The organism is Streptomyces murinus, from assembly GCF_002154555.1.
Lineage (GTDB): Bacteria > Actinomycetota > Actinomycetes > Streptomycetales > Streptomycetaceae > Streptomyces > Streptomyces murinus.
This window is the reverse complement of sequence record NZ_MUNF01000912.1, coordinates 1-413: the sequence shown is the minus strand read 5'-3', so window position 1 is coordinate 413 and position 413 is coordinate 1. Positions and strand designations below refer to the sequence as shown.

1 pseudogene is annotated in these 413 nt (G+C 71.9%); it reads left to right on the top strand.

What is annotated here, in order from left to right:
- Nucleotides 1-162: 162 nt before the first annotated feature.
- A pseudogene (locus CCN72_RS36510) lies at nucleotides 163-413 on the top strand (hypothetical protein); the annotation flags it as partial.

The window sequence follows — 413 nt, the reverse complement described above, 5'->3', positions numbered from 1 at the left end:
GCCGCGGGGGCGGCGGTCGGATCGAGGCCGGTTCCCGTCCCCGTGGGTACCGCATCCTTGATCCCTGTGCGTGTGCCCGGAGTTACGGCTCGATAGCATCGGGTCCACGGCCGGAGGAACGCCGAATCGATCAGGCCGGGACGGGGATACGCGCCAGTGGTGATGGGTGGGGCGGCACGGTTGCGGGTGCCGGTGGGGGCGGACGCGGAGCGCTGGGTCACCCGGGCGGGGTGCCGCCGGGTGCTGCTCGTGGTGCACAACGTGACATCCGCGACCCGGCTGCTGGATGTGCTGCCCCTGTTCGGCGGGGACGTACGGCTCCAGTTGTTCGCCACCTGCACGGGGTCCTCGCCGTTCCTCGCGGGGGTGGTCGAGCTGCTGACAGGCATGGGGCTGCCCGTCCTGCCATGGGA